The sequence below is a fragment of the Undibacterium sp. GW821-FHT11H02 genome, from assembly GCF_058808015.1.
The window spans coordinates 38,341-60,925 of sequence record NZ_JBXARG010000019.1 but is presented as its reverse complement, the minus strand read 5'-3'; the positions used below and the strand labels follow the sequence as shown (position 1 = coordinate 60,925).

Sequence of the window (22,585 nt, the reverse complement as noted above, 5' to 3'; positions counted from 1 at the left end):
TAAAACCAGGGCCGAGAAGGCAGATTTTTCTACATTGCCCTCGCTGCCTACTTATTACGCAATGTCATAGCCATGTTCCTCTAAATCACGTCGATCTTCTTCGAGGGCGACTTCGAGATCACGTTTCAAAGCTAAACGCAATAATGGCGTGAGTAGCACAAGCGCACCGCGCACTGGCATGTCGACAGTAATGTGTACGCGCGTGCGATCGGCATTGACGGATTTAAATTGTTGAGAAATTATTAGGCCCACATTGCTACCAGAAATGCTGCGCAGCGTGGAATTGCCAGCGACATCGCGCATCACTTCCATCTCGTCCTCTTGAACAAAACCGAATACACGCCGGCGTCCAGTAAAACGACAGCCACCTTCCTGAGCGCGCACATTGCTCACGGCCAGATCGGCATGAACGCCAGTAGTTGCGTGGCGCTGCATATCCACGAATTGGGATTGGACTACCGCAATCGGTCGCGCGATAATTTTTTCACTTTGAACTGTGATGACGGCCATGTTTTCCTCCCGATAGCTGATCGATTTGGTGTTGGAATAGCAGCGATTCTGTTCGCCTAAGCACATTTTTCTTACCTGAATTTTGTGTTGGATTGTAGGATATTTTGATTAAATTGACGAGCGAGTTTTCTACCTAGATCGTGGAAATTGGGGACCGCTCCTTTGTTCTGATTTCGATTTGCAAGCCCCAGGGTTTCACCCTGTTCGGTGACGAGAACAGAGGCGGCGTATAATTTGATGATCTAGGGAGTGAAGAATTAAGATGAAAATTGAATTGAAAGAAGTGAACTATGACAATTTTGATGCCGTCGTAGAATTACAACTGTTGAAGCATCAAGAGAACTATCTGGCGAGTAATGTCTATTCGATCGCGCAATCGAAGTTTGATTCCGATTATCATCCGCGTGCGATTTATGCGGACGACGAACTGGTGGGGTTTTTGATGTACAACACTTTGGATTGTGATGTCGCACATCAAACTGGCATACACCGCTTTATGATTGATCATCGCTATCAAGGTCAAGGAATAGGGCGGCGCGCAATGCAAGCAGCCTTAGTTGAAATCCGACATATCCCGAATGTAGAGCGCATCACGATTTGCTATCATCCCGAAAATCCTCTCGCCAAGGCCTTTTATGCCAGTTTTGGTTTCAAGGAAATCGGATTAGATGAAGATGGCGAAATGATTGCCGTGATCAATTTAGTCTAAAAAGTCTGTGAACTTAGATCAAATTGCAAAAACGAAGCGAGCCATAACTCACTTTGTTTTTGTTTGAATTTGCAGTGGAAATACGCTGACTTTCAGCGCGTTTTTTTAAGCCGCGAAGGCGGCAAGATTTACAGCCTTCAATTCAACTTTACACGCTGGGTCTTGAATGGCCGAGGGCCAATCGGCGCAAGTCTTAGGGCGTATGTTCAAGCCGTTCACAGAGTGGATATTTTTATCAAGTATTGAGTGTGACAAAACTGTGCTGTGCCAGTACTGTGGTCTGATACTTAGTTGTACTGATTTTCTCTTAGACCATCGTCGTTATGCAGGTGGCCAAACGTGATCCAAAAAGAGATGAAATTCACCTACGTTCGTTACGTGAAGCAGGGCTTGATTGTAGGGGTATAGACGCCTAAGCATGCCGCATTTTGCTAGCATTCCAGGATCTAAGCACACGATGGTGACGCCGATGTCGTCCTTCTCCAAGGGCAGAAATTCATATTTCTCAAAAAAGCTACGGGGCCTGCCACAAAGCAGCTCCTTGGGTATCACTAGATCTTTCCGGTATGCTTCGTAGGGCACACAATGATGGCGTGCCAGCGCCCGTCCAATGGCAGTGGTGCTCAGTTTGAATTCCTCGATCAACACCGTTTCAAGATCAATTTGATGGCGGCGCGCCCAAGCGATAGCCATCTCAAGTTCCGCGCTAGACACTGCACCATCGGCAATCAGCGCATCGTACTTCGAGCGTATAGGCGGTGCCCGCATACGTTGAGCGAAGGCGATTGCCAGTGCCTCGCATAAATCACATAGACCTTCTTCCGCTAAGGCTGAGAATTCACCACCCACATGATCATTGATGAGCTGAACCACGCCCAATAATGAGCCGTGTTCGCTATCGAGTATAGGCTGCACCATCATTTGACGTGAAGTGTAGCCAGTAATTTCATCAATCTTGCGACAAAAAACTAAGTCACGTTGAAATTGCTTGAGTTCTTCGGCGTCATAAACATTATTAATGCGGACACCAAGTCTGTTGAGCGCAACATTGCCCGCAATACTTCGCGTATCGATAGGTAAGCTAAGATCCTTGCTCGACCGTATCCCAGTTTTTATCTTAGAAAAGATCGTTTTACCATCGGCGCTTACTGCATATAGCGTTAGGCGGCTACAGGCGAATAGAGCGCAAATGCTTGGTGCCAATTCCAGCATAATGTCATCGATGTGCTCAGTGGCGTGAATACGGTTGCTCAGGTTTTGCAACTGTTTGGCAAAACTGCGACGCGTGATCAGCTCCTCTTTCCGCGAAGGGGACGATGGTGCTTGCTGTGTTTTGGTGAGTTCTTGCTCTAATGACTTCAGACGTTGACGTAAGGCGATCGCCAAAACAGTGCATAAACTAGTCAATCCATCTTGCGCAAAGCTGACAAACGCCTTGTCTGCGACGTGATTGACTAATTGAACGACGCCGAGCAAAGTGCCATCGGCTTGTAAGATAGGCGCCGCCATCATTTGCGTGCTGCGGTAGCCAGTGAGTTGGTCAACTTTATTACAAAAGCGTAAATTGGGATCAATCAGCGCAAGCTCAGCCTGATCGTGTACATCAGCAATATTAATAGCGTTTTTTGTGAGCGCCACAAAGCCAGCGATGCTGTGTTTATTGATAGGCAAAGTCAAGCTCTTGCTAGAATTAATGCCAGTGGTAATGATAGAACGTATGGTTTTAGCGTCGTCGCCCAAGATATACAGCGTGAGTCGATCACACGAAAACAAATCGCAGATATCGCGCGATAATTCAGACAAGATGTGATCGAACCGATCAGCCCCATGTATCTTATTACTGACCGCCTGCAAGCCATCAGCAAATCGTATGCGTGCTTCAAGTTCATCAATTTGAAAATCCAAAAAACTACTCATAGCCTAGCCTCGTTAATGTCGTTAGCTTAGTAGGGTCCGCAGCGGCAAAGCTGGATGGCACTATCCCAATAGCTGATCAATTCTAGCCTAGTTCTTGATTAATTTATTAACGCTCTGTTGTTCTGAGACTAAATGCTTAGCATTGCTTTCTTATTTTGATGCTGGCTTATTTGTGCTTACCTCTGCATGCTTCCTTGTTAATGCAGGTCATTTTGTGAGTCTGGATGGCGAGGCATCGAGGGAGATTTGTTAGAGTAAAAGAAGCCAGTCGTAATGGCATTGTTACGAGAAATAAATTGGAAGCCGACGCAATTCACACACATGCACGAAGCGAAGCAACAAGGCACGATGAATTTTCGATGCGAACGTCTGATGTTGCGTTAAAACTTTTTTCTGGTATTTTTCGAGTATTCGGTTCGATTACATGACTACCGGGGGCCAATGAGCGCCCCTATCGTTCGCGATGTGCCTGAGGTGCTGCAAGCTGAGCTGAGCTCAGCTTAATGCGCTTACTTTGAATTGATCTTCTTAATGATCTTAAATGCGCGGTATTCGCCGATTTTCGGATCGAAAATGTTTTGGTTTTCAAAGGAAAACTGTAACGATTTTCCTTGTAAAGACTGATATTGATTCGCCATATCGATGCTGGTTTCGATTGGGCTGGTCCAAAATAATTTGCTTGAATTGCCATTGGATTCACGCACCACGAATGACACGAAAAAATCTTTTTCTATTTTGATGACTTCGCCAGAAATAACTTGAATGGGATTGCTAGCCTTGTCCTTGTCACCTTGAGCATTTGCTAAAGCCAACATGGTGGTTGGACAAACTGGTGCCATTTTCATGCCAATTAGTTTGCCGATTTTCTCTCCATTCTTATCGATCTCATTAAAATCTAAGTTGAAGTCTTTTTTAAATTTCTTTTTGTCTTCGGCATCGGCAGCGTTCAAAATGCAAAACCCTATTTCCATAGAACGTGTTTTGTCATTGTTATTTTTGAGGATGGTTTCTGAACATTCACAAGCACGCTTTGCAATTTTATCCATATATTCTTGGGCAAATGATTGGGCGCTAGCAGAACATAACAATAGCAGGAAGGCGATTTTTTTTAACATGATGGTAATCCAAGAGAAAGAGAGTAAATCCTAGCAGTAAATGGTTAATTTGACCAATGAATTGTATAGACCTCGCTGTAAATTCGAAGCGAGTTTCTTACGGAAAATGCACAAATGATAGCGGCAAGTCATGTGCTAGGGCATTTTTGAAGATAGTCTGGCGGCAAGATTTGCCCCAAATTTTCACTGATCCAAATTGTTCAGAGGGCTAATCGGTGATCTCTTGCCTACAACCAGGCACTAAGCACGAATGAATGCTGATGCTGGCAACTTCCTCAGTTTTGAACAACTCACACCTCTACTTTTGCAGTTCATCGGTTTTCGCCAACAGATTTGACCGAAGCCATTTATTGTGCCGACATGGACAACCGACTTACGCACCAATGAAGGTTGTTGTGAGTCTATCTGTAGGGGAAAATTATGTTAGAAATTCAGAATGTCGTTAAAACTTTCGGCAAGGCAGTGATAGCCGTCGACCACGTCACTTTATCGTTAAAGCGCGGTGTCGTTGGCTTAATTGGTCACAACGGCGCAGGCAAAACTACGTTGATGCAAATGATCGCCACCCTCACCAAACCGACGAGTGGCGAGATTAATTTTCAAGGCGTCAATATCATCAAAAAGCCTGATGCAATTCGTCAGCGTTTGGGTTTTCTACCGCAAGACTTCGGCGTCTACCCCAATTTATCTGCACTTGAATTTATGCAGTATTTTGCCGCACTGAAAGGTGTTAAAGATCCACACCGTATTCGAGAGTTACTGGAACTGGTGAATCTGCAAGATCACGCGAATCGCTCAGCGGCTGCTTTTTCAGGTGGTATGCGTCGACGCTTAGGGATTGCGCAAGCCTTGCTGAATGACCCTGATATTTTGATTGTTGATGAACCCACTGCAGGACTCGATCCAGAAGAGCGTCTGCGCTTCCGCAATCTTTTAGGTGATATTGGTCATAGCAAATTGGTGATCATGTCCACGCATATTGTGTCCGATGTCGAGAGTGTGGCTAGTGAGCTGGCGATCATGCGTTCGGGTAAATTGATCGGTTTTGACACCCCCGATAACATGATAGAAAACGCGCGTGGTCAAGTCTGGTCGGCGCAAGTTTCGCCGGCAGAATTAGAAGAATTGCGGGTTCGCACCAACGTATTGCACATGCAGCGTCAAGGTGAGGTAGTGAATGTACGCGTTGCTCATCCCCATGCACCATGTGCAGGTGCGGTAATGGCTACGCCGAGTTTAGAAGAAGCGTTGATGGCACAGCGTTACGCTAATCATGACAGCATTTTGTGAAGGTAGATTAGCATGTGGACACAGAAATTTCTCGTCATAAAATCCTTGGTGATGAATGAAGTCAGACTTCGTTCTCGCCGCCTCAGCACCTTGGTGGTGTTGATACTGATAGGACTGCTTGCGCGCTTGATTTTCGGCTCAGGCGAGGGCAATTTGAGCATGTTGGTGATTAATCAGGCGCGTACTGTCTACAACAGTGCTTCACTTGCTTTGGGTACCGCTTGTTTGTTTGCGCCGCTACTCGGATTATTGAGTTTTTATCTGACTCGAGGCCGTATCGCTGAAGATGCGCGCTGTGGAATCGGTGCTGTGATCGCCTCCACACGTATTGGTAACGGCACTTTTATTTTCAGTCGTTGGTTAGGGGCGGTGACGTATCTCTTACTTATTCTCGCGGCTTATTTGATGACGGTCGTCGGACTACAAATCGCTCGCGGTGAATCGGCTGTACAGTTGATCGTCTATCTGAAAGTGTATGGACTAGTCCTGCTCCCAGTCATCTTCTTTGGTGCGAGTTGTGCAATTTTGTTCGACAGTGTACCCCTTCTCATGGGTAAAGCGGGCGACGTGATCTATTTTTTCGTCTGGGTCTTTGAAGTATCGATGCTCGACAAAGTCGGACACGACCATGTGTCCAGCATGCCGCCGATTATGATCCTAGAGGGATTGGGAATGACGATCGTCGACTTTATCGTTCGCACTCAATTTACTGTGCAAAGTATTTCGATAGGACTTGGTACTTTCAATCCCGACTTGCCAGCCAATGTTGTCGAGTTAGCGGAGATTCCAAACACTATATTGCTATACCGCTCCATCACGACCTTGCTGAGTTTCATCCCTATGTTGCTCGCTATTCCGCTGTTCCATCGCTATTCGCCTGATAAAATAAAATTGTCGAATATCAGAAAACGGAGATCGCCATTTGAAATTGTCAACGCTGGCTTACGTCCTGCCTCGCGTCTGGCAAAACCCTTATTCGCTTACGCAGCGAAGACCCCTAATTTCGTCGGACAAGTAGTCGCCGAAGTCGCAGTTACCTTGGTCAATTCACCGCTCGCCATTATTGCAATGATCGCTTTCTCCATTTTTGCGGCATTGATGAATGTGAAAAATTTGGCTGGTATTTTGGTCTTTGCCTGTGCCTTGTGGGGAGTATTGATTAGTGACTTGAGTACGCGAGATCACCAGGCACAGTTGTCTGCTATGGGCGACGCGGTGGTCGGTGGTGCCGATCGTCGTTATCTACGTCAATTTGCGGCTAGTGTTTTGTTAGGCTTCATGCTATTCGGCGTGGTCTTATATCGCTGGAGTTTCCACGCACCGCATTTTGCTTTGGCACTCTTAGTTGGCGTGCTGTTCATGAGTGCATTGGCATCGATGTTAGGGCGATTGACTCGCACCTCCCGTACTTTTTTGGGACCCTTTATGTTCTGGTTTTACCTGGCAATTCAAACCAAGGGGGCACCCTACTTCGACGTGTTGGCGTTCAATGAATCCGCCAGCAATAATTCGATACTGTTTTACAGTGAAGTCGGAGTCGCCGCCTTGATATTGGGGTTTTTATATAACCGTTATCAAGCGCGTTAAGAGTCCGACTTTGTTAATGCCGCGTGGCCTGGTGCTTTGCAGAATCAAGTTCACGGCCACGTTCCCCCAAGCTACATATGTTCATTCTCAATCTGTCTAAAGCCGAGTTAGTGAAGTGAACATGTTGGTTTGAAGTTTCTCATTTACGAATTAAATGCACTTTAAGGAAAAATAAATTATGCAAATCAAGGCAATCGCCAACAATCCAAATAATATGGCATCACGTCGACAGTTTTTAACAGCTATGGCGGCAGTCTCTGTCATGGCTGGGTATGGTTTGACAGGTCGCGCAATAGCGCAGGATAAAGATTCCTCTGCAGCTGTGGCATGGCCATTGTGGCTAGTGGAGAAAGCGGGAAAAACCGTATATTTAATGGGCGAGACCCCGGCGCGTTCGACAACGTGGAGTGACGCGCGAATTGAAACCTTGCTCAAAACATGTTCTGAAGTATGGACTGAAACCAATCAAGTGCGCCACAAAAATCCTAAGGAGTTGATCGCCAAATTTGGGCTCGATACGAGCAAGACTATCACTGAAAGACTGAGTGCGAACGACTTGACTCGCCTCAAACAAGTGGCTGAACTCGCCAAGTTTCCATTTGACGCGTTAGCACCAATGAAGCCTTGGCTGGCAGCATTCACGATCGAATCTGCCTATTTTGAATCATTGAAATTAAATGAGCAGGGCACTGCAGAACGTGTACTCTTGCGCAGCGCTAAGGCACTGAATATTCCGCATGCGAGCGAATTTCAATCACAGGACGATCTGATTGAATTCATGGGGGGCATGAGTGCACAGGAAGACAGTCAATTCCTCCAATACACACTCGACCATATCTTGGCCGGACAGGCAGAGAATGAACGTATTTACGCCGCTTGGGCACGCGGAGAGAGTGGGCCAGCAGACGCGTTTGTTGCCAATATGAAGCGAGCACAGCCCGATCTTTATGCCAAGCACATCGTGGCTCGTAACCGCAGCTGGTTACCCAGATTTGCAGAAATGCAGAAAAAGTCCAAACCCTCGTTGGTGATTGTTGGCCTGTATCACATGGCCGGTCCCGATAGCTTGCTGGAGCAACTCAAAGCTGATGCTTGGCGCGTGCGGGCGGCTTAAGAAGATCCGGGGAAATATCTGATAGGTGAGCCTTGAAAAGTTTGTGGGCTAATGGGAAATCATAGGGGTAATTCTTGCATAGGCGGATTTTTGAAGGAAATATTGCATGCCAAGACCCCCAAAGTTCACATGAGCCCAAAAAGCTAAAAAACACGTCTGATTATTGCCGCCACACCTGAACATTACTAAACCCACGCTCACGCAAGTGCTCCACCTGCATGCCGCTCATTACGCCTTTATCGCAATACAAAAAATAGTTTTTTGATTGATCTAACTTAGTGAATTCAGTCAAGATTCTGTAATAGGGGATACGTTGTAAACTCAGTTTGGGATACTTGCGCAATAGGGGGGCTAGAGCAGTGCTTTGGGCATCGGGTCGTACGTCTATGAGTACGTCACCGGCGTTTGGCATCACCCCGTCAGCAAGCGTGCTTGCGACGCAGCGCAGGCCTGTTGGCGGTGCAAGGGTCTGCAGCTCTTGCATCATGTCTTTCACATCGAAGTAGTGCACAGCGTCTATCGCGTTCTGGAATATTTCAGCATCCAAGCGCTGCTCGTCCAACTCCACCTGCGCTAGTTTGACTCTCGCATTGGGATTACTAGAAATGGCAGCGCAAAATTCGGGAATGGACGCAGCTAACTCTGCTACGCCTATGTGACGCGCCAACTCGATGATATCCGGCTTGTCCCAACTCACCAATGGGCGCAATACTACCGTCTCACTCGCACGGTCGATGGCATTCAGATTTGTCAGAGTCTGACTCGATACCTGACCCAAGGCTTCGCCCGTCACCAAGGCTGGGATTTCCCAACGCTGCGCCAAACTATCCGCGACGCGTAGCATGCTACGTTTCAGTACGACCCCTTGATTGCCAACCGGTATGCGCTCAAGAATATGTGCCAACACCTGTGTGAAATTCACTTCGAAAAAACGTACCCGATGCGAAGTACCAAAGCGTTGCCATAAACGTACCGCCATTTGTTTGACGCCGTTTGAATGCTGCGCACCTCCCAAATTAAAGAAGCAATAATGCACCTTGCAGCCTCGTTTAATGAGTTGCATAGAGGCGACTGCTGAATCAAATCCTCCCGAAATCAGCGACAAAACTTCTTCCTGTGTTCCCACCGGATATCCACCCAAACCGGGATATTCGGCTTCCACTAACAGCGTATTCTTAGCGTTCACTTCTAAGCGTATCAGCAGCTGTGGATTGTCCAAATCAACACCACCATTCGGGAATTCATCTTGAAGCGCACCGCCGATGTGACGCGCTAAACCTAGAGATGTGAAATTATGCGAGCCACTACGCTTAACGTGCACCGCAAAAGTCTTTCCGTCCAACTTACGACCAAAGGCAGTGCGTACCGCGGCCAACATCATGTCAGGATCAAGCGTATCGAGAATACGCGCGGCGAGAATTTTCTGAATGCCCGGAATACGCCCGAGCGCATCGACCAAAGCCGCTTGATCAGCGCTAGGCGTAGCCTGAATCAGCAACCTATCCCACTCCCGCAGCACTTTAATTTCCGGATCTATTGACGACAAAATCGTATGTAGATTGATCTGTAATGCAGTGATGAAGCGCCTGCGTAGTGAGGTGCTTTTTAAAGTAATTTCGGGAAAGAGTTTGACGACGTAATTCATGGTGAAGATGGTTTTCAAGCGAGCAAAACCTTGCATTATAAAGGATGTAGATCACTTCTCTTGATCAAACCTAGCTATGGAGTTGACGGTTGCGGCGACGCTGGTGTAGAAATTTGGGGCTTGGTCGTGTTCGATGTTGATAAGCTGAGATTTAAAAAAATACACTCGTCTGGGTGGAATGCCGTTCAGATAAGCGAACCAGGTGGTTAATTATGCTTCAAAACCCCTCAACGCCGAGACGCAGAGTCGCCGAGGAGCGCAGAGAAAAGCGAATATTTTACTGGGTTACTCTGCGTGTCTCTGCGCCTCAGCGTCTCGGCGTTGAGGGGTTTTCATTTTTGTCCAAAGCTACAAAGTCAATTCGGATAAAATCTCGCATTTTCTCGTCTGGGTGGAATTTTCTCTTTGCATAAGATGAATTCTGCTCTTCGTTCACTTAGTTTTTTATTTACATGATGGAGCTTTGGAAGGGGCCAAGACTCATTCGCCGTGAATAAATTAATTCCCCTTATGCTTTCGTCATTTGCCCACTTTTTACTGATACAATATTTTCATTTCATCAACTTAACATCTAAACCTTCTTAAAGCTAAGCTGCGCTGTAGTTGATACTGTTTTCGTAAAGTGTCAGTCTGCCTTGAACAAAGAATCAGGAGGCAGTTTTGACGTTTTATTTGACGTACTATTCGACGCTAGAAATATAAAGTGTTCGCTTAAAACAGGTTTTTCCAAAAGACGCTTTAATGCTTATCTGCCCAAGATGATTGAGGCCGGAAGTTTTTATCGATTGCGTAAATTATTCTTACTGACCAAGCTAAAAGACCTTTCAATATGCGTAAATATCTGTTGCTTTCTCTGATAGTCATTTTCTCGACTTTGTTGGTCTATGGGCTGGTTAGCAAAGTAGGCTTACAAGGTTTTTTATTTGCTTGGATGTTGAACTTAGTCTTAATGATGTGTGTTTTCTTTTTTACCGAATCACTCAAAGCTGAATTGAGTTCTGATTATTATTCAGAGAAAGCTTGGGAGAAAAAAGGAAGAACCTATGAAATACTAGGCATAAACATTTTTAGAAAAATACTGGTGTTGGTCGGATGGGAAAAATTAAACAAACGAGAAAATCCTGTAGCGAAAAATTCTGAAGCGCTGATTCATTTGGAATATCGCACGAAGCAATCAGAATTGGGCCATCTCATTATTTTCTTTATTGTTCTCGCCTTTACGATCTACGTTGCAATCACTATCAGCATACAAGAATCATTGTGGTTGTTGGTACTAAACCTTCTATTGAATGTTTATCCAATTTTATTGCAACGCTACAATAGGCCAAGGCTAAGAAGAGCGATCAGTATAAGTAAACGAAAAAAATCAAGCGCGACAGTGACTTCGGCCGCTTAGGCAGTGGGATGTTCTAGCAAGAAAGCAATCAAAAGGCGCACCCACTAGCAGCCCCAGTTTAAGTAATATTTACAGTTTCAACGCGACATACGGCACAATACGCTGCGCTATTGACGCACTACGACAAGATTGCGCCTTACTGATTCGTTGCGGTTTTGATGCTGCGCTCGAAAAAGTGTTGTTTGATCAGACCTGATTAAGCCAAAACTTGGACTTGTGATCATGGGGTTAAGGTAAAATACTTCGTTCAAGCTGCTTGAATTTCCTATCCTTTTAAGAGGCTGGCATCGAGGAAAAATCGCTTGAATACTTTACCTACATAGCACATACTCAAATCAGTAAATTGATCCTATGCTGATCTTTCATTGATTGGCATAAATAGTAGAGTTACGAAAAAAGCATGGGGCGCATCGGAAATGTGCAATCTTATTTCAATGAACATCCCTTTTCACGTGCTCGCTTTGAGGATGGTGATCATACTCATCCTTTCGAGCGTGTGTGGCTATAAAGATGTACGCGCCCAACAAACACAGTTAACGCTTGTCACATCACCTTATCCCCCCTTTGTGAACTCAGAGAACGATCCTGTCGGTGAAGGCATTGATATCGACATCGCTCGCGAGGCACTTAGCCGCGGTGGCTATCAGATTAAAGTCGTGATGGTACCTTGGAAGCGTGCCTTAAATATGCTGAGGAATGGTCAGGCTGACTTGACCACTACCATCAGTAAGAACGAAGATCGCGATTCCTATTTAGCTTGGACCCAAGGTTACCGAAATTCAGTTGAGTACAGATTCTATGGAAAAAAAGGCGATACCAGGAAGTTAACGACACTCAAAGATCTTGAAGGTCTTCGCATTGGGATTACGCTGGGTTACTTTTATCCCGATGCCCTAGTAAAGCGCCAAAATGTGAGCTACCTTAGCGGCAACACCATTAGCAATACTGTGCAAATGCTGACCAAAGGTCGTTCTGATTTTATATTGGTCAATAATATTGCAGGCCTTTGGGAAATTAACAAACTTGGCTTGACACAAGAGCTTGAACTACAGGCACTTAAATATCATAGCGACAGCCCAACATATATGGCATTTTCTCGACAAACTAATTTTGAGAAGCCTCTCAACGTGATGATGGAAAGCCTCAAACAGATGGCGAAAGATGGAAGCATTCAGCGCATCGAAAAAAAGTACATCACGGATAAAGCGAATTAGCGTGCACTCCAGCAGCCATCGTTACAGCCGAAAATTCTGTCGCTACTTAATAAAACAAGTCCACACTATTCTTTGATAACCTGACTGCGATCCGCAGTTTCTTGTGCTTGCTTAGATCTACATCACGATAAACAAAAAGAAATAGGTGAATCTGATATCAGCAGCGGCTAAAGATGTTTAGCGCTCTAAAAAACGCTGGGTTAGGTCTTGCTATCGGCTATGAGGTAGCTCTGAGCCTATGTTGCATGCCTAGCCTTGATCCCGCGTTCTGCGTAATAGCTTCAACGCATCAATGCATCATATCCAAAACCAAGTACCCATGTGCTGGCACTAAAACTGGCAAATCCTAGGAGATATGCGGCACCTGCTTTTAAAAAACTTGCCAGCTTTCTCGGTGCAAAAAATTGACCGATTGCCCAAGATAGATAGAAGAGCGTAACAAAGCTAAAAGCCTGCATGAGATTGAATCTCGTAACACCATTCAAGGCCGCTGCGATAGCCAGAAAAAGCATACCCATACCCATTACAAAAGAAAGCAGAATCGAAATTTCGAAGAAATTCACATCGTGCTTTCTAAAGAAAATTTTCAGCCAGCACGCGATAAAAAATCCCATAATGATGTTGGCGTAACCGTAGTGACTTTGTACCCAGTGTGAAATCGCATCGTAGGTGGGCGTCGTGCTGCCACTGACTTTGAAATAAGCTTTTTCAATATGAAATACATGCTCCGCTATCGTATAAATTAAGGACGTGACGATAATAAATATAATCGGTTTGACTAGCCGACTACGATTCTCAGAAATGTACTCCCTGACGCATTTTCCTGGACGTAGCAATAACTCTTTGATGGTGAAAAAAAGCCCCTTTTCAAAATGCAAAACGTGCTCGATCTCGTGCAAAATAAAGTGGCCATCGATTCTTTTTAGCTGCACGGCATTTCCGCATTGGGCACAATAGTTGCCATGAATTTTACTCGTACAGTTTTTACAGTTCATATTCAGTTGCTTGTGAAAAAAATGAGTGGACTTCGAGAATAAGACTTAAGGATCTTCGTCCGCGAAAATGGCAGGCAATGCGAGCCCTTGTTTGAAGTGTGAGGTATTTTCTATTGACCGTCAAAACTATTTTGATTTTCTAGGTATCCCATACTGTCAAAGATGGAGCTCAATCTCAAGTTTGAACAACAAAAAACAAGAGGGTGTGGCATTTCAAGAAACGAGCTTTTTCATTCTCCACCTTTAGTGTGTTCAAGATAAAAAAGTAGGGCGGGTACAACCCGCGCCGCCAGCATTGTCAAAATACCGAGACGGTGATTTGACGCTTGAAATAATATTTAGACGTTAAATCGTTGAGTAAGTTACAGCACGGGTTGTACCCCATAGGCGTTAACCAAATTCAAAATTAATCTAGACCGCATGGACACTAGGTCCCCGCCCCTTCGAGGGGCGGGTTAGGGTGGGGATGGGTTTGATTTGAGTAAGAAATGTGGCCAATTACTCGACTAAAACCCATCCCCATCCCGACCTTCCCCTTGAAGGGGAAGGAGAAAAACCAATCTGTCGATAGTTTCCAACTATATCTTGATTTTAGTTAGCGCCTATGGGGTTGTACCCGCCCTAAATGGCTGAATTTGGTTTGAGATTTGGTCTTGCCAAAACGCATCGCCGGGGTGATGTTGCATGTCCTCCTGGCTTTAGCAGACTTGCGCTTTCGAAATTGCGGGAGATGTAGCAAAGTCCGAACTACCCCCTCACTGCTGTAGTGCTGCCAAAAAAGTCGATCCTTTACTTTATTGGTTTTTCGTTACACTATCGCTTCTTCTTTTGTAGAGTGAGGTAATCCATGAGATTGAGTTTTTTGAGTCGTTTTTTGTGTGCGTCCTTTGCGGTAGTAATGCTGACATCAGCAAGTATCGCCAATGCGGCTAGTTTTTTGTTGTCCTCAAAGGATGATGGTGAAATCACTGCACTTAAGGCAGCGCGCTTATTGGATGTGAAAACAGGGAAGATCGTCAACAATCCGATCGTCTTGGTGTCGAAAGGCAAAATCACTGAGCTTGGACAGGATATTGCGATCCCGCCCGGTGCCAAACAGATTGATCTTGGCGATGTCACTTTGATGCCGGGGTTGATTGATGCGCATACTCACTTGCTACACAATCTCTCGTTTGAAACTTCGGCGCGCATACGTGAGTCTGGCAGTATGGTGCACACACTTTCCACGATGTCTGATGCCAAGCGAGCATTGTTGGGCGTGACCATGGCACGCGAAGAATTGATGTCAGGCATCACCACGGTGCGTGACCTTGGTAACTCTGGTACAAATGCTGACGTTGACTTGCGCGATGCCATTAATCAATCTTGGATACAAGGACCGCGTATGTTGGTATCGACGCGTGCCTTGGCGCCGATTGGCGGACAATTCAACAAGTTGACGAAAGAAACCCACGCCTTGATCGACAAGGAATATGCCGTCATAAGTGGTCCTGAAGAAGCACGCAGAGCCGTTCGTAGCGCCATATACGATGGCGCCGACGTGATCAAAGTGATTGTCGATGCAGAGTCACGCTTATTGACACTCGAAGAGTTGCAGATGATCGTTAATGAGGCTCATCGAGTAGGAATCAAAGTCGCTGCACATGCCGGCACCGAACCCGCGGGAATGCTTGCGGCGCAGGCTGGTGTGGATTCGATTGAACATGGCTACGGGATCTCCGATGAACTTCTAAAATTAATGGCAAAGAAAAATATCGCCATGGTACCGACAGATTTTCCTGCATGGTATTACCTCGGGAAGTCCAACGAAAAAGAAATAGGTGAATCTGAACAGCCGCGTTTAAAGATGTTTAAGTATGTCGAAAAACTGGCGGCTGAGAGAATTGCTAAAGTCAAAGCGGCGGGTGTCAAAATTGTTTTTGGCAGTGATTCCTACTACCAAGTTGGCAATTTAACACGCGGCCAAAGTTCACTCTTACCATTGCGTGTTTACGCAATGGCCGGTTTGAGTCCTGCGGAAGTGATTCGAACAAGCACCATCCACGCTGCGGAACTCTTAGGATGGGGCGAGAAAATCGGTAGCTTAGAGAAATCGAAAATCGCCGACATTATCGCCGTGCCGGGCAATCCATTAGACGATCTGCTGTTATTAGAACAAGTGAAATTTGTGATGAAGGGTGGGATTGTTGTCAAGCCTTGACTCCGTATTTCGACAGCAGCTCATGTCTTCAGTAGCGGTAAGGAGCAACTCGCGGGTGAGCCTTAACGAGAAGCCAGTGAAATGCCAGGCCGTCGAACATCGAGCTGCTGCCGTCCTAACATGAGCTCACCACTGGAAGAAGGGCAAGTGGCCTGCTATCGTTTGAGCGCCGCAGGCAAATAAGGGATCAATGTAAGTTGTCAGGCTAGCTCCATTCAGCCAAAGTGTGAATGAGTGCTTGGCTTGTCTGCCAAGTACTTTTGCACTAAGATACTTCTACCGACTTGGCGAACGGAAGATGCGATGCGCTGGTTTCTTATAAAGGCAGTTTTGGTATTTTTCGGACTGCTTCCGCTCTACAATCTGGCTTTGGTTCAAGCCTTAGAGCCCTTAAGGCTTATGTACTACGAACGCAAGCCTTTCAATTACACGGATAACGGTGGCAATGTTGTTGGTCTTACAGCTGATCCGGCGGCCAAGATCTTTGCAGCTGCCGGGATTCCCATCGTCTGGCAGGTACGCTCCGCGAATGCTATCCTGGATGCACTACAGAACAACACAGCGGCCATTTGCTCTCCGGGCTGGTACTACAGCGCGGAGCGTGCCAGCTACGCACAGTTCACACAGCCCATCTACCGCGACAAACCGCTGGTGGGCCTGGCAAATGTGAACTTCAAATACCAAATGGGAACCACCGCAAAAGACCTCTTGGGGCGATCAGATGTTCGACTCATGATCAAACAGAACTTTCTGCACGGCCCCTACCTCGACAACCTCATTGCCAAAATGCCAGTCACACAGTTGATTTGGGAGGCTGCGGAAGTGTCGGACATCGTGAGACTGATTCATCTGGGTCGGGCAGATTTGTCTATCGTGACGCAAGAAGAAGTCGAACTGTACGTGGCCAACGCACAACTCAAAATGACTGATTTCAAGATCCTCAAGTTCACGGACATTCCCGCAGCTGAAATGCGCTACATTGTGTGCAGTAAAAAAGTACCTGCCGCCACCATCGACGCATTGAATGCGGCGATTCTGAAAACAGTTCAGTTGAGCCGTTAGAAACCACCGTGCTCAGTAGACTTGTAAAAGCTTGACGATGCGGCCATCAAACTCCGAGTAATTTTGTGGCGCAAATCTTGGGATTAGGTCTTGAATTCGCAGTGATTGCACTGAGGTTGTATGTCAAGATTTGCTCCCGCGCTTTTAATTGATCATTAATAATTTCCTTAGGTCGAAAGGGGGGAAGGCAAGGGTGATTTATGCGTGACCTAAAAAATCGGCCAATATGCCAGAAGTGCGGCGCAAACGTCTTGAGAGCGAACGTGCCAAATGAAACATGAAGTGATAGGCGGTCGCGGGGCGATCCTTCGATAGTCGCTTCAGATTGGTTTGGGTAAATACCAGCAATTCACAATCGCTATCAGCAATGCAGGTGGCTGAGCGCCGTTCGTTGTCGAGCAAAGCCATCTCACCAATGACCCGCCCCCTTACCTCATTGGAGAGCAATTGTTTGCCTTGGTCGGCTTCCTTGTAGATCGCAATCCTGCCCTTGGTCAAGATCACCAGAAAGTTGCCCGGCTCACCTTCATTAAAGATCACTTTGCCGGCCTTGGCCTCTTCGAAATTTAAATAAGCTCCAATGACTTCCAGTTCGGCGTAGGAAAAATCACTAAACAAGTCCAGCCCATCAAGCATATTGGCAATTTGGCTACTCATAGCATCCTCGCATTTGGTCATTTTCCATAGGAGACCCGTCAGTGGTGGCTCTCATTTATGGACAGGTGTATTCGCTTATAGCAATCATGGTCTCTTATGCACGGATTTGACCGACGTTTAGCTGGTGACGAATAATTACAGCGCGCTCTTACTGTTATCAATAAATTCTTCTCGGGTTATCACTTGCAAGTCCGTTCGGTTTTCAATGACCGACTTGAGCGTTTGAACATGCTTTGCGCCCATTGCGATCATTTCGTGATCACCCCAGTCCTCAGTATTGAGAATGACAGTCAACATTGCAAGGTCTCTCATAGCCATTGCTGCCGCTAATTCGCCATTCAAGCCAGCCTCCAGCGCTGCTTGTGTTCTTTCTGCTAGACCGCCATCTCCATCGTCTGGTTTCGCGATTATTTCTGCCTTGTATTCATCGTTGAACAATATTTTTAAACGTCCTATGATTCTCGTTCTTTGTTCGCGAATTACAGTTTCTAGTTCGGCGATTCTACCCGCGGCCAGGATAGGTGTTTTATACAGCTCACTGATTTCGAGCATATTGGCCCACCATGCACCCAATGCGTCTTTGGTGGTTCTCACATAAGCGATCGCCTGTTCCTTATTTGAATGGGCAATATAATTTTCCGCTTCAACATCAAATTGATCTTTTACGTTTCTCATCGTATTGATCGAACTATATTCTCCCCCAAGATTTTCGCCTTGTATGACTTTGACGCCGGCTTCATTGGTGTAGTAGGGGCGCTGCATGTCATCTTGTCCCTTGCCATCTTCGTTTGCCGCAGCATAGTGTTCTATCCATATCGCCGGGCTTTCGACAATATAGTCAGGCGCGACTTTCGGTTTCATTCTTGATGCAGTGTGAAATACGACGCCAAACAAGGTTTTCGCAATAACCGATTCCATCGCCGTTTTATGAAAACCAGCTGGTGCATCGGGCTTCTGCGCTTTCTCTTTTGATTTGATCGGAATGACGCCGTTACTTTCGTGCAGAATCGTTCCGCGGCGATTACTTTCCTTCATGATGGGTGTGACTTTTGTACTATGATTTTCGGCTAGTACAAATGGTGTACCAGTCTTAAATGGAAGCTCATACCATAAGCCCATCGACTCAAAAACACCGACATTGACTGGCGCACCTGATGAGTGATCTTGAAATTCACTCACACTCCTATAATGTCGCTTCCAGGAATCATTTGACCACGCTCTGGCCTTCACTTTATTCGTGGGGGTGAAGGTGTGCTGCATATTAGAACCAGAGCCATGTAATCTTCCTGTCCCCTCCTGATACGAATATGGTTTGTCATCAATTGATACTTTCCGTTGTATGCTGTGCAAGCCACTCAACTGCGATGATGATGTCGGAGAATGAGCTGGTGCATCCAATTGAGAGGCATGAGTTGTTGAACTTGCCAACTGCATCGCGCGTTCACCCATGACGTCAGCCTCAGTCTCCAACCCAACTTCGTCATTCACAGGCACACCCATCTTCATTTGCATAGTGGGTCTGACACGTCCTTGTGCCTGCTGCACCACGTGCCACGCTTCGTGTGGCAAATGCTGTTCTTGCCCTGGAGCGACGTGGATGTCACTACCTTGCGCGTAAGCATGCGCATTCAATTGTGCTGGTTGCGAAGAGTTGTAGTGCACTTTGACATGATCCATGCTCATGCCAGAAAGCGATTCAATGCCAGATTTGAGATTGTCGGGCAAGCCCGTGTTGTTTGGCTTAGGCGATTGTGTTGCGTCTGTCTTCGTTTCAAGCTGAACTGATGATTCGATAGTCTTCGCTTGCAGCGCTTCTTCATCTTCCACTCGTTGCGCTGAGGGCGTATTCATCATGGCGCTGATGATTTTGAGCTGTGAGGCGCGTGCATTGCCACGTGCGATTTGCTGTAGGGTTTTGAACTGCAGGTTTTGAGTGCTGTGGTTGGCGGCCTTCTGTAGTTGACGCTGAGAGCTCGCTTGGGAGCGCAGGTCTGCATGTTCAGTCGCGCTAATTAATTCGCTCTGAGGCGCCAACTGCATGTTGCGTTCCGCAGTGTTTGCTAACGCCTCTGTCTTCGCTTGCTGCATCGGTGCCGATGAACTCATGTATCGCCTCGTATAAGGGAAATGCCATCAGAAGAAGCATCTATTCTACCGATAATCATTATGCAAAGGCAAAGAGTATTGCAGAAACAAATCCAGCAAGCTGGCGGTGTGGAATTTTTGTTGAGAATTGAAGTAGAAATTTGGGCGCTAAGGCGATTTGGGCGCTAGTCTCAACATACAACCTCAACGCATTGCGCATCACTAGGGAGATATTGCACGTCAAGACTTGAGCTCTTTCGTTCTTCACGTTGGGTGTTTTCAAGATGAGAAAAAGTAGAGCGGGTGCAACCCGCGCCGCCAACATGTTCAAAATACCGCGACGGTGATTTGACGCTTGAACGAATATTTGAACGATAAATCGTTGAAGTAATTTACAGCGCGGGTTGCACCCGCCCTACATGGTTGATCGCGTTATTGCATTTGGCATGTATATTGATTGGGGCGCCTATGTATCGGTGGTGGGCGCGGGTGATCATGTCGTTCGCATGGTAGTGCCGTAGGGTGTAATAGCGAAGAGTATTACACCGTTTCTGAACGATTCCATACGGCGCAATACGCTGCGCTATTGACGCCCTACGAAAAGATTGCGCCTTATCGAGTTCGACAGCAACGGCATCGCCACATTAAGCCTTTGAAGCGATATGAATGGCGCAGTCATCAACACCAAAACTTTCTCTAAACTTGAATGTGATAATCTGTTGATAGCCATAAGACGAGTAAAAAACTGAGCAGACGATCCCACACTACGAGCGCTTGACGCCGCTTCGTTAAAGCCATGTAAGGGGTGCGAATTGAGTCGCAGCTCGACTGACCGTATGTCAAAAATATACTCTTGTGATTAGGTGTTGAATTAGTGGATTAATGCATTGAAGTTGTATGTCAAGACTTGGCCCAGAGCTTCTTTCGAGATGAAAAAAAGTAGGGCGGGTGCAACCCGCGCCGCCAGCATATTCAAAATGCCGAAAGGGGAATTAGGTGCTTGAAAGAAGTTTTGAACGATAAATCGTTGAGGTGATTTGCAGCGCGGGTTGCACCCGTCTTACATGGCTCGGCCCTGAGCTTTGCTGCAGGGTAGCTAGTTGGGAGCGATTGTAATACTACGATACCAAACTTCGCCTTTTCCATTGCTAGGGTTGACGTCTTTTTTGGTTTCAAATTGTTCGGATTTTTTTAAAACTTCCCGCCATGTCTTACATCCATATTTAGATGGTGTCTGCTCATTATCGATCAACCGAATATGAGCAATAGCTGTGTCAAGCAAAGCCCAGCCATCTTGAGCGCAGGCCTTCTCGGCATTACGCAAGTATTCCACTATCGTGCTTCGTTCCCATAGCACCTCTCCATCAGGCGTTATGCCATGAACTATGAGATTCTCAAACTCTGTCGTGCCCATGTAGGCCAAGCTCGCAGCAGCCGCATCACTTGCTCCTATTCTCCATTTTTGCAGCTTTAATAGTTGTATGCTAATTTTTTCATCGCATTCATCGAGGTAGGCGTCTGCTTTATGACATTCGGAAATCAATGAGAGCTTAAACCGTTCAATAAAATGATGCACGAGCCCGTTTCTCATCTCGACCAAATCAACTAATCCTTGTATCGTTTTCTCGAACTCTTCATCAGGCATCGTTATCTGAAATTTGGAACTAAACCAAAAAGTTGAGCCGACGTTTTCGGGTGCATCTACTGTTATTTCCTCTGTATTTTCAGAAGTAAGAAATTCGCCCGTCAGCATACCAACGAGTCCGCCCATGGTTTTTTTTCTAGCATCCGCAATTTGCTTTTCTTGGATGCTAAGAAGTTTCTCAGGATTACCTTGCACAGATATGAGCGGCACCAAGGTTTTTATTAGTTGTTCGATTTGCTGCAAGCGAAGAATACAGCGACCAAGTTTACGCTGTACACCTTGTTGCACGCTGACTATGTTTTCATTCATTATTTCGTTGAGAGGAAAATGCTGAGAGGTAGACTTGTTGTGGAATGTTTGCGAAGTTTATGTTGCATGTCAAGACGTGACCCCGTTTGCGCACAGTCTTGAAATGTCAAATGTAAGGTCTGACCCCGCGCTTTTGTTCTACTGACCCCGCGCTTTTGTTCTATTTAGATTTCATTGTAGGAATCAACATTTGGGTGATTTCGATGACGATGACGTGTGGTTTTGTGTCAAACATAAGGCCTGACCCCGCGCTTGCTTCTCGCAAAAACAGCTAAGCTTTGATTTTTTACCGTATACCAAGTATTTTTCTTATTAGCCATATTTTCGTATGTATCATCGAACAGGAAAAGCAAAGAAATATCTTAACATTAATGCTATTTTCATTGAGCATTGGAATGTTAGTGCTGACCGGGGTTGTTTTTGTAATACATTACTTTCTAAAAAACTAATCTCGACTTAGTCAATGTTATACATCTCGGCAAATCGATAGACTCAATGCTTCCAATTAGTTTAATTGTGGTGCCTTTCTTTAAGAATTTTAGGTCTGGATACTCATCCAATGAAATTGAACCGGAGTTGATAGACATGACTACAGCATTAGGATGTTCGCAAATTATTTCGACATGGTTTTCATCGATATTTTTAATGCTATAAACTTTTAGTTCCCAGTTAACGGATATACCAATAAATCGACTTTGTACTTTTTCGCGATTAAATTCTAAAATTGGAGAGTGGTCTTCTTCAGATCTAATGTAATCTCTCAAAGCGATTGGTGTTTTTGTATGATCTTTTAGGACTGAGGAAAGCACGTGTGAGTTTTGCTGAATCAAACTGTTATTTTCATTTTTCTCTGATTCGTTTTTCGAAAGAAATGTTTCATGTGGAAGGCTTTTTGATTCTGCAGTGGAGTCTCTTAACGTTGGCATTTTGGTGATTTTTTCGGAAGTTGCAACATCTTGTTTTCCCTCAAAAAAATCGACGTTTTTGTACATCCCAATGACTGCTCCAACGAGTTCCATTAATAGCGTAGCAAAAAGTCCTTTCAAATAAAATTCTTCAATTTGAATGATCTTCGTTACTCCAGCAAGTGTAATAAGTGCAGTCATTACAAATAAAATTAGAAATGTATAAAAAA

General features: G+C 45.7%; 17 protein-coding genes. 8 read left to right on the top strand and 9 right to left on the bottom strand.

Annotated features, from left to right (window positions below; translation table 11 throughout):
- Positions 1-54: 54 nt before the first annotated feature.
- A complete protein-coding gene (locus AC1RR2_RS17015) occupies positions 55-510 on the bottom strand; it encodes a hypothetical protein (RefSeq protein ID WP_493223467.1) in 456 nt (151 codons plus the stop codon).
- Positions 511-772: 262 nt separating this feature from the next.
- On the opposite strand from AC1RR2_RS17015, the gene AC1RR2_RS17010 reads away from it, so the two are divergent.
- Complete coding sequence (locus tag AC1RR2_RS17010) at positions 773-1,219, top strand: GNAT family N-acetyltransferase (protein WP_493223466.1); 447 nt, start codon at positions 773-775, stop codon at positions 1,217-1,219.
- Positions 1,220-1,540: 321 nt separating this feature from the next.
- On the opposite strand, the gene AC1RR2_RS17005 is transcribed toward AC1RR2_RS17010, so the two are convergent.
- Entirely contained in the window at positions 1,541-3,136 is a 1,596-nt protein-coding gene (locus AC1RR2_RS17005; RefSeq protein WP_493223465.1) for a GAF domain-containing protein, read from the bottom strand.
- Between the two features lie 509 nt (positions 3,137-3,645).
- Positions 3,646-4,251 carry a hypothetical protein gene (locus AC1RR2_RS17000; RefSeq protein WP_493223464.1) on the bottom strand — a complete coding sequence of 202 codons (606 nt, stop codon included), beginning with the start codon at positions 4,249-4,251 and terminating at the stop codon, positions 3,646-3,648.
- A 420-nt stretch (positions 4,252-4,671) separates the two neighbouring features.
- Here AC1RR2_RS17000 and AC1RR2_RS16995 point away from each other — a divergent pair, with 420 nt between their 5' ends.
- The 3 genes from AC1RR2_RS16995 (at position 4,672) to AC1RR2_RS16985 (ending at position 8,242) form a co-directional block, all read left to right on the top strand.
- Positions 4,672-5,541 carry an ABC transporter ATP-binding protein gene (locus AC1RR2_RS16995; RefSeq protein WP_493223463.1) on the top strand — a complete coding sequence of 290 codons (870 nt, stop codon included), beginning with the start codon at positions 4,672-4,674 and terminating at the stop codon, positions 5,539-5,541.
- Positions 5,542-5,553: 12 nt separating this feature from the next.
- Positions 5,554-7,128 carry a hypothetical protein gene (locus tag AC1RR2_RS16990; RefSeq protein ID WP_493223462.1) on the top strand — a complete coding sequence of 525 codons (1,575 nt, stop codon included), beginning with the start codon at positions 5,554-5,556 and terminating at the stop codon, positions 7,126-7,128.
- Positions 7,129-7,306: 178 nt separating this feature from the next.
- Complete coding sequence (locus tag AC1RR2_RS16985; protein WP_493223461.1) at positions 7,307-8,242, top strand: TraB/GumN family protein; 936 nt, start codon at positions 7,307-7,309, stop codon at positions 8,240-8,242.
- A gap of 160 nt (positions 8,243-8,402) precedes the next feature.
- Here the strand turns inward: AC1RR2_RS16985 and thiI are convergent, their stop codons facing one another.
- Positions 8,403-9,923 carry a tRNA uracil 4-sulfurtransferase ThiI gene (gene thiI, locus AC1RR2_RS16980; protein ID WP_493223460.1) on the bottom strand — a complete coding sequence of 507 codons (1,521 nt, stop codon included), beginning with the start codon at positions 9,921-9,923 and terminating at the stop codon, positions 8,403-8,405.
- Positions 9,924-10,716: 793 nt separating this feature from the next.
- Here thiI and AC1RR2_RS16975 point away from each other — a divergent pair.
- Both AC1RR2_RS16975 and AC1RR2_RS16970 read left to right on the top strand, forming a co-directional pair.
- Positions 10,717-11,283, top strand: coding sequence for a glycosyl-4,4'-diaponeurosporenoate acyltransferase CrtO family protein (locus tag AC1RR2_RS16975; protein WP_493223459.1), 567 nt, complete (start codon positions 10,717-10,719; stop codon positions 11,281-11,283).
- A 434-nt stretch (positions 11,284-11,717) separates the two neighbouring features.
- Complete coding sequence (locus tag AC1RR2_RS16970; protein WP_493223458.1) at positions 11,718-12,497, top strand: substrate-binding periplasmic protein; 780 nt, start codon at positions 11,718-11,720, stop codon at positions 12,495-12,497.
- Positions 12,498-12,778: 281 nt separating this feature from the next.
- On the opposite strand, the gene AC1RR2_RS16965 is transcribed toward AC1RR2_RS16970, so the two are convergent.
- Positions 12,779-13,492 (bottom strand): DUF3667 domain-containing protein, encoded by a 714-nt coding sequence (locus AC1RR2_RS16965; RefSeq protein ID WP_493223457.1) that lies wholly within the window; start codon positions 13,490-13,492, stop codon positions 12,779-12,781.
- Positions 13,493-14,339: 847 nt separating this feature from the next.
- Between AC1RR2_RS16965 and AC1RR2_RS16960 the strand changes: the two genes are divergently transcribed.
- Together AC1RR2_RS16960 and AC1RR2_RS16955 are read left to right on the top strand one after the other, a co-directional pair.
- Positions 14,340-15,692 (top strand): amidohydrolase family protein, encoded by a 1,353-nt coding sequence (locus AC1RR2_RS16960; protein ID WP_493223456.1) that lies wholly within the window; start codon positions 14,340-14,342, stop codon positions 15,690-15,692.
- A 303-nt stretch (positions 15,693-15,995) separates the two neighbouring features.
- Complete coding sequence (locus AC1RR2_RS16955; RefSeq protein ID WP_493223455.1) at positions 15,996-16,754, top strand: substrate-binding periplasmic protein; 759 nt, start codon at positions 15,996-15,998, stop codon at positions 16,752-16,754.
- 198 nt (positions 16,755-16,952) lie between these two features.
- Here AC1RR2_RS16955 and AC1RR2_RS16950 read toward each other — a convergent pair whose 3' ends face one another.
- The 4 genes from AC1RR2_RS16950 to AC1RR2_RS16935 all read right to left on the bottom strand — a co-directional run bounded on the left by AC1RR2_RS16950 (position 16,953) and on the right by AC1RR2_RS16935 (position 22,556).
- Complete coding sequence (locus tag AC1RR2_RS16950) at positions 16,953-17,411, bottom strand: Crp/Fnr family transcriptional regulator (RefSeq protein WP_493223454.1); 459 nt, start codon at positions 17,409-17,411, stop codon at positions 16,953-16,955.
- A gap of 135 nt (positions 17,412-17,546) precedes the next feature.
- Entirely contained in the window at positions 17,547-19,517 is a 1,971-nt protein-coding gene (locus AC1RR2_RS16945) for an eCIS core domain-containing protein (RefSeq protein ID WP_493223453.1), read from the bottom strand.
- Positions 19,518-20,592: 1,075 nt separating this feature from the next.
- Positions 20,593-21,450 (bottom strand): OST-HTH/LOTUS domain-containing protein, encoded by an 858-nt coding sequence (locus tag AC1RR2_RS16940; protein WP_493223452.1) that lies wholly within the window; start codon positions 21,448-21,450, stop codon positions 20,593-20,595.
- Positions 21,451-21,887: 437 nt separating this feature from the next.
- Positions 21,888-22,556, bottom strand: coding sequence for a hypothetical protein (locus AC1RR2_RS16935; protein WP_493223451.1), 669 nt, complete (start codon positions 22,554-22,556; stop codon positions 21,888-21,890).
- Between the last annotated feature and the right edge of the window lie 29 nt (positions 22,557-22,585).